A 7,334-nucleotide genomic window follows, 5' to 3' on the forward strand; every position below is an offset into this window, starting at 1 on the left:
CACCTCTCTTGTGGGTAAACTGTGGTGGGTTTTCCCATTATACAGGAGAGTGCTCTTTTTGTTTATCCGAAATTTTGGCTAATCAACAGGCCTGGTCATTTATTATTCTTTTCCGATACAAAACTTTGCCTTGTTACCCTATTTTCAGACATAAAAAATGTCCGCATCCCTTGATAGATTAAGATATTCAGGCGGTTAAACCTTGGATTCACAAGCGCTATTAAAAGTTACGTTACCAATTCATTTTTTATACATAACCCGCAGAAAACCTTAATAGATAAGGGATTGTTGCCGCAAATTGGAACTTTCCAAAGTGATTCAGCACGCCGCTCGTGACGGATCTGAAAAGCGGAAGAACGAGCAATATCCTGGCAGTTGAAGCGGTCATGCTGAGACTTCAGACCCGGAAGCCGTGCAGTTCTTTGTCTTCACGCACTGCAGAACAGTGGCCAAGATGTTACCCGAGTCCCGCGATCAGACATGCACACCACCGATTCTGGCCTGTATGGTGTATACAGTCGGTAAAGATTGCGAAAAGCAATAAGGTTACATAACGATGCAACGTAACCGAGAAAGGAAAATGCGAGGTAGAATAAAACACGAAGATCTGGACCTTCTTGCGAATGCATTTCAAAATAGAGTCTTGGATGCCAGCTTAGTACGGGAAGTATGGGGATGCCCAAAGTGTGGTCGTGAAAACCCCGTTTGTTTTAGTTTCTCACATCTCCTCTTACAGGATGGCGACCACCCGACTCCAGCACCGCTGGCATTGGCTACATTAACCGGGAAAGCAGACACTTGAAAGCCGAAGGGTTTCGGAATCTGATCCAGCGTCTCGGACAGCTGAAGTACATGATGGAACGCTCCCTGACCAAGACACTGGCGCGGAAGTATCGCGTCCGTGTCTCGAAGGTCTACCAGCGCTACCGGACCGTACTGGAAACTGACCAAGGCCCCCGACGGGGGCTCCAGGTCACCGTCGAACGCGGTGAAGGAAAGCCTCCCTTGGTGGCGCAGTGGTGCGGAATCTCACTGAAGCGAAAGATCAGGATTGGCAGTCTCGACGATCAACCGGCGCAGGTGTGGAACAGCGGACGCAACGAGATTGTGAAGCGCCTGACACCTGCGAGATGTGCGGATCTCATGATGGGGTCGAAGTGCATCACATTCGACACCTGAAGGATCTCAAAGTCCGGGGCCGGGCTGCCAAGCCCGCCTGGGCTCAGATGATGGCCGCGCGTCATCGGAAGACCCTGGTCGTCTGTCGTGTCTGTCACGAAGGTATCCATTACAGCGGACGCCCATCGCGGCAGAATTCATGAGAAGAAAGACACCGGAGAGCCGGATGCGATTAATGTCGCACGTCCGGTTCGGTGGGGTGCCGTCGGAAAAGGGCCTGATCACGGGCACCTCGCTGGCGGCCTACCCAACCGCACGTACGATTCGGGAAGGGGGGGGGTTGACGCGTCCCAGACGCTTGGCCCCCTACTTCAACTGTTATTACCCCTAAGAGGCTTTCTCGATTTCTTTCAACAAGCTTTGCAAATACGTCTGAGATTCTCTGACCCACTTGACGGGATCAGCGTATTTCCCCAGTTCGATTGACATAAATCCGCGATAATTCGCTCGTTTCAATTCACTCAGGATAGCTTGCCAGTCCAGGACCCCTTTCCCGACAGGAAGCCGGTGGGTAACCAAGGAGTCCGAATCGCGAACGTGCATATGAATGATGCGATGCTTCAGCTTGCGTATCGATATGGGAATGTGTTCCCGCTGGTCCGCCTGCATTGCTGTGTCAAAGTTCATGCCGAAATTGTCTCTTTGCACTTCCCCATAAAATCGCAAAAAACTATCTGTATGGCTGACGATGACATGCGGATGGCCTTCCAGTGAAAAGGACAAGCCGTAACCAGCCGCGATATCGCAACAGCGTCGAACCGAGAGAATATAATTGTTCCATATATTATCCCAATCGAAATCCGGCATAGTCATCTTCATTTTCGGTTCAAACCATTCCACGCCCGGAACGGTAACATACACATACGACGGCAAATATGGAATGGGAGCACGTAAACCTGGAACTGAATGGGAAACCGTATTGATGATATTCGCGTTTAACCTTTTGGCGATGTGGCATCCCTTTTCGAAAACTTGAAGGGCTTTTTCCTGGTCGTGCCGATTCAAACTGGCCAGCCCGTCGATCAGAGTCTTGTGTAGGACGAACTGTGACGTTACCATACCATATTCGTCAATTTGGCTGACGAGCTTGTCGCACTGGTCATCTGTATAATAATCGTATATTTGTTCGCGTGATCCCGCGATTAGTTCGATACCATGAAAGCCCATCCGCCCGATCGTATCTACCGCCTCATCAAACGGAAGGTCGTAACCTCCTGCTATCGTCCATGCCGTACAACCGATTTTCATACCGGATTCCCCTTCTTTGTTGCATAGTTGTTCTCATAGACATTCATAATGACTTCCAATGCTGCTATCCCGTCATCTAGAGTAGCCGTATCCGGCTTCATTCCTTCCGCTATGCATCGAACAAAATGGCGCACACATTTCACGTGTGGATCGTTGTCCCCTGTATCCTTCGTATGGGCGATGATAAGTTTCCCATGCAAGTCGTCGGCGAAATCAGCTTCAATGGATGTCACCGGCGAATCCTGAAGAAGCAAACGCCCCTTCGTTCCATATATTTCTGTACGGACTTGAACGGATCTTACTGACCAACTGGTGTCAACGAGACCTAGGGTACCGTTTTTGAATTGCAATGAAATAATGGCATTATCTTCCACTTTAATCGATTTTGTCAATGTGGAACAAAATCCCGTAACGTCTTTTATGTCGCCGATCAACCAACGGAGAATATCGATGGAGTGAACCCCGAGATCAATAAGCGAGCCTCCTCCCGCCAACTCTTTGGAGAAAAACCATTTTCCCTTGGTATACATCTCGGGGCCACCATGACACCACGTGCCTTTGACGAGAACAATGTCACCAAGATATCCTTCGTCGATTAATCTTTTGGCCTTCAGGTATCCCGAATCAAACCTCATCGGGTATTCTACCATAACAATCGCATTGTTCTTTTGTGCAGCTTCGCGCATGGCGTACGCTTCCCCCAAATTGAGTGCGACCGGTTTTTCGACTAAGACATGCTTCCCAGCCTCTAACGCAGCGATCGTGATGGGCGCGTGGAATTGGTTGGGAACACAAATGCTAATCGCATCGATAGTGTCATCTTGAAGAAGTTCCTGGAAGTCATCGTACACTTTGGTAATTCCATACTCACTTGCCGCCTGTTCGGCCACATCCTTGACAATGTCCGTGACGGCGACGATATCCGCCTCACTGCTGGTAACATATCCCTTGATATGATATCTTCTTGCGATGTTTCCAGCCCCCACAATACCTACCCTAACCTTTTTTGTCACAGTATCACGTCTTTCCGATAATTTATTCCCGCTCCCCTGCCTTACAGTTCCACAGGGCGTCCACTTTTCGCGGATTCGTAGATCGCTTCCACCAGCTCAAGTGCCCGCAACCCTTCGTCGAGGGTGCATTTTGGACGCGCCGCCCCGCTGACGCAGTCAATAAAATGCTTAACCTCATAGGCGTGACCATGTTGGGCCCACTCGTCTGGCACCGGAAAACTCCAGCCTTTTTTGGAGACGACGTGCGGACGGAGGGAAGCCTCTATTTCCAGAGGTTTTCCATATCCGGATTGGCTGTAAACTTTCATTCCACCAACATTGCGGGAACTGTCCAAAAAAGCGCTCCCTTCTGTCCCATATACCTCCAGCCTGACATCAATACCGCTCGCCACTGCCCAACTGTTTGTCAACTCTGCAATGCCACCGTTCTCAAAACGGAGCACTACGAAGGCGGTATCTTCCGAACCATTCTTGCAGTGTTCTTTCCATTTCAGCACATCCATTTCGGCGTAAACGCGCTTCACCTTCGAACCCATCACCCATTCTAACGCATACAAACCGTGTATCCCCATATCGATAACCGCTCCGCCACCCGTCATTTCGGCATCCCAAAACCATGGACTGTGAAAAGGACCGTTATGAAATTCGTTCCCACGGATCATAATGACCCTTCCTAGCGCGCCATCAGAAAGCAATTGCTTTAATTTCAACATCGCCGGTTTGAACCGCATATTTTCCCCGTAAACGCCCGTAATCCCTCTGGATTTGGCAGCCTCGACAATCGCCCTCGCTTCCTTCGTATTGCGGGCCAACGGCTTTTCGATAAGGAAAGGTTTCCCTTCCTCGATACAGGCCATTGCCACTTCATAATGAAGATAGTTGGGAACGGTAATATCCACACAGTCTATCTCCGGATCTTTGACCAGATTGAGCCATTTATCCGTCCAACGAGGTACACCAAATTGTTGCGCGCAAGCCTTTGCATTGTCCAGCTGACGGGATGCGAACATGCCGATCGAAACTCCGAACATCTGGTAACTGGCAGCATGCGCCTTTCCCATAAAACCCGTGCCTATAATACCGACAGTTATGTTTTTTTCATTCATGTCCTATCTCTCCTATTTGAAAACATTTAGCTTTTTACAAAGTGTGTTGATTCTAACAGTGCAGTAACGCCGAGCAACGCAGCGATATCAATCAACCTGGATTTACGGACAACCACCTGGGAAGAGCGGGGGGCATACCGGTGGGCCGCCGCCTCAACCCGTTCGGTAAAAGGCCAATCCATCTTGGCGACCCCGCCCGATAGTACAACGGTATCCAAGTCCAAAGATTGCACGATCGTCGCAACGGTCGAACCAAGCGCTTCGGCGGCTTCCTCAAGAACGCGAAGGGAAGCAACGCTACCCTGCCTGGCCAGTTGGACGATGTCGTTAAGTTCGATTTCGTGTACCGCCTTACCACAGCTTGCTGTCTCATCATCCGGAGAATATTGGATATATCGGCGAACAATTCCGGAGCCGGAGGCGATCGTTTCCAGACAACCGGCTTTTCCACATACGCACTTAAGGCCGTTCGGCTCATAAAGAATATGGCCGATCTCCCCTGCTTTGAATCGAGCCCCTTCGTGCATCCTACCGCCCAAAACAATACCGGCGCCGATCCCCGTTCCTAAAGTGATGCAGAGGAAATTGTCCGACATCACGCTACCGTGGGCGAGTTCCCCTAACGCGGCCGCGTTGGAATCGTTTAGCAAGACAGTCGGCAGACGAAAATCATGTTCCACCTCCTGTTTTAGCAAAACATTGCGCCATTTCAAATTGATCGCTTCAAGAACCACGCCTCTTTCGGAATCGACTCTGCCAGGGGAAGCAAGCCCGATCCCCGACACGGCCGGGAACCTGTTCGTATCGGCGTCTTTCAACAAGTCCATGATCACACATTTAACCGTGCTCAGCGCTTTGGAAACGTCGTTTCGCTTGGACCGGTGAAGCGCCACGTGGCCATGATTTGAAACAAGTCCCGCTTTGATGGCCGTACCCCCGATGTCTAGCCCAATATACCAGCGGACTGCCGTTTGAGCGTTCAAAGAAGTCCCCCTTTGGCTCTTTTTCAAAAGATGATCTCCCCCCGAACAATGGTACGTATCACGTTGAAATGGTTGTCAAGCACAATAAGGTCGGCATCCATGCCCGGTTTTATTGCTCCTTTGCGGCTTCCCTTACCAATCCAGCGGGCAGGATTGACCGCCGCCATCTTCCATACATCTTCTATTGGTACTCCCAGTTCAATCATCATTTGGGCAGACCGATCCATGGTCAAATTGCTACCTTTCAGCGTTCCGTCCCGCAACCGGATCAACCCATTCTCCACGATGATTTCACGTCCACCCCGCTTGTACACGCCATCCGCCAATCCGCACAAAATACTGGCGTCAGTAATCAGAGCGATTCGATCGGCTCCTTTGGTTAAATACGCCAACCGCAGCATGTCCGGATGGACGTGAATGCCATCCGCAATCAGTTCGACGGTTAATTCCTGTTGCAATAACCCGGCGCCGATCGTTCCAGGTTCACGATGATGTAGACTCCGCATCGCATTGTAAAAGTGTGTAAGATGCTGAACCCCCCATTTCATGGAACGATGTATGTCGTCCAGCTTGGCATCGGTATGCCCCGCAGAAATCAGAACGGGCTTTACCGCAACGAAGCGAATGAAAGGCTCGGCTCCCTCCAACTCCGGAGCAAGTGTGATCATACGAATAGGTACAATCTGCTCCCAGGCTTCATATTCGGCCATATCAAACGGACGGATCCATTCGAGAGCCTGCCCTCCGGCTTTTCCTGGGTTGATAAACGGCCCTTCCAGATGAACGCCCAAAATATCGGATCCTTTAGACAAATGCAAATCATGTTCGGCCCCCTCCTTTTGGATACGTATCATCTGACCGATCGCTTGCAAAGCGGAAGAAGTACACTCGTGCGAAGCGGTAACCGTTGTTGGCAATATGGACGTTGTCCCGTGCATGGCGTGAAAATGAAGAGCCTTCGCAATTTCTTCTACTGAACCGGACATAAAATCATTTCCATAGCCGCCGTGTACGTGGATGTCCACGAACCCCGGCGCAATCAAGGAATCGCCAACATCTAGATCGATCAGTCCACCGTAAACGAAGCGATCCTCCACTTTTTCGATAATGCCCTTTTTTACTACAATAACCGCATGTGAACGGATACCTGCTGGCGTAAGGACTCGTCCAGATAGGCAAATGTCCCGTTTTCCCGCCATTAGATTCACTTTCATTTCATCTCCATTATCACAATCATATTTAACCGGCAAAAATGAGAGTCACCGGCGGCCGGTGCCTCTCTCGCATTTTGTGGCGCCAGTTTATTCATTGCCGTGTGATCAATGGGGTCTTATGGAAATTGCGTACGGGGGCTCCTTGGCGTGACTTACCGGAATACTACGGTTCATAGAAAACTTGCTATGAACGTTTTGTCCGTCGATACGGAATGGAACCTGAAATCGATTGTTAAAGTATGCCCAAATCCAGTCGGATATGGTTGCCAAAATCAATGGATTATAAGTGTAGACCCGTAGTCCGTGCTCACCAACATGAGCCAAGCCAACCCAACATCTCGAAGACGAAGCGTTGGGACGAAGCCAGAGAGAACTAAGTACCAAGATTATCATCTGGCTTATGATGGAAAAGGGCATCCTCTCGCGGACCTTGTTACTCCGGGACAGCGTCAGTTGGAAGTGTAATTTGGATGATATTGAAGTACCCCGTCCCGATCTAGAAGCGTTGTGAAAAAGTCCGTTGTCAAGCCAGGTTTTCTGTCCGATCTGTAGAATTCATTACAAAAGGATTGAACGGAACGGAGGAGATCT

The 7,334-nt window shown here is 49.9% G+C and carries 8 protein-coding genes and 1 pseudogene; 4 read left to right on the plus strand and 5 right to left on the minus strand.

Annotated elements, in window-relative coordinates:
* Positions 1 to 798 precede the first annotated feature (798 nt).
* The 3 genes from C8P63_RS18330 to C8P63_RS19315 are packed head-to-tail and all read left to right on the plus strand — an operon-like array spanning position 799 to position 1,510.
* Positions 799 to 1,179, plus strand: a complete 381-nt coding sequence (locus C8P63_RS18330) for a group II intron reverse transcriptase/maturase (RefSeq protein ID WP_211308314.1) — start codon at positions 799 to 801, stop codon at positions 1,177 to 1,179.
* Complete coding sequence (locus C8P63_RS20140; RefSeq protein ID WP_425437339.1) at positions 1,131 to 1,322, plus strand: HNH endonuclease; 192 nt, start codon at positions 1,131 to 1,133, stop codon at positions 1,320 to 1,322. The genes C8P63_RS18330 and C8P63_RS20140 overlap by 49 nt, the downstream gene beginning before the upstream one ends.
* 23 nt (positions 1,323 to 1,345) lie before the next feature.
* A complete protein-coding gene (locus C8P63_RS19315; RefSeq protein WP_170109761.1) occupies positions 1,346 to 1,510 on the plus strand; it encodes a hypothetical protein in 165 nt (54 codons plus the stop codon).
* Here the strand turns inward: C8P63_RS19315 and C8P63_RS18335 are convergent.
* Genes C8P63_RS18335 through nagA form a run of 5 tightly spaced genes read right to left on the minus strand, consistent with a single transcriptional unit; the run spans position 1,507 to position 6,779 of the window.
* Positions 1,507 to 2,427, minus strand: a complete 921-nt coding sequence (locus C8P63_RS18335; RefSeq protein WP_108026773.1) for a sugar phosphate isomerase/epimerase family protein — start codon at positions 2,425 to 2,427, stop codon at positions 1,507 to 1,509. The two genes, C8P63_RS19315 and C8P63_RS18335, sit on opposite strands and share 4 nt — an antisense overlap.
* On the minus strand, positions 2,424 to 3,440 hold the full coding sequence (locus tag C8P63_RS18340; RefSeq protein WP_108026776.1) for a Gfo/Idh/MocA family protein: 1,017 nt from the start codon (positions 3,438 to 3,440) through the stop codon (positions 2,424 to 2,426). The genes C8P63_RS18335 and C8P63_RS18340 overlap by 4 nt, the downstream gene beginning before the upstream one ends.
* Before the next feature lie 41 nt (positions 3,441 to 3,481).
* Positions 3,482 to 4,546, minus strand: coding sequence for a Gfo/Idh/MocA family protein (locus tag C8P63_RS18345; protein ID WP_108026779.1), 1,065 nt, complete (start codon positions 4,544 to 4,546; stop codon positions 3,482 to 3,484).
* Between the two features lie 26 nt (positions 4,547 to 4,572).
* Positions 4,573 to 5,529: an ROK family protein gene (locus C8P63_RS18350; RefSeq protein WP_170109762.1), complete on the minus strand. Its 957-nt coding sequence runs from the start codon at positions 5,527 to 5,529 to the stop codon at positions 4,573 to 4,575.
* Positions 5,530 to 5,552: 23 nt separating this feature from the next.
* Positions 5,553 to 6,779, minus strand: a complete 1,227-nt coding sequence (gene nagA, locus C8P63_RS18355) for an N-acetylglucosamine-6-phosphate deacetylase (protein ID WP_146172221.1) — start codon at positions 6,777 to 6,779, stop codon at positions 5,553 to 5,555.
* A 2-nt stretch (positions 6,780 to 6,781) separates the two neighbouring features.
* Here nagA and C8P63_RS20145 point away from each other — a divergent pair.
* Positions 6,782 to 6,916: pseudogene (locus C8P63_RS20145) on the plus strand (transposase); the annotation flags it as partial.
* Positions 6,917 to 7,334: the final 418 nt, after the last annotated feature.

Origin of the sequence: Melghirimyces profundicolus (genome assembly GCF_003054245.1) — a bacterium.
Classification (GTDB): Bacteria; Bacillota; Bacilli; order Thermoactinomycetales; family DSM-45169; genus Melghirimyces; species Melghirimyces profundicolus.

Excerpts from the sequence above, each read along its gene's own strand:
- C8P63_RS20140 (WP_425437339.1), top strand. The coding sequence starts at position 1,131 with ATGTGCGGATCTCATGATGGGGTCGAAGTGCATCACATTCGACACCTG.
- C8P63_RS19315 (WP_170109761.1), top strand. The coding sequence starts at position 1,346 with ATGCGATTAATGTCGCACGTCCGGTTCGGTGGGGTGCCGTCGGAAAAG.
- C8P63_RS18335 (WP_108026773.1), bottom strand. The coding sequence starts at position 2,427 with ATGAAAATCGGTTGTACGGCATGGACGATAGCAGGAGGTTACGACCTT.
- C8P63_RS18345 (WP_108026779.1), bottom strand. The coding sequence starts at position 4,546 with ATGAATGAAAAAAACATAACTGTCGGTATTATAGGCACGGGTTTTATG.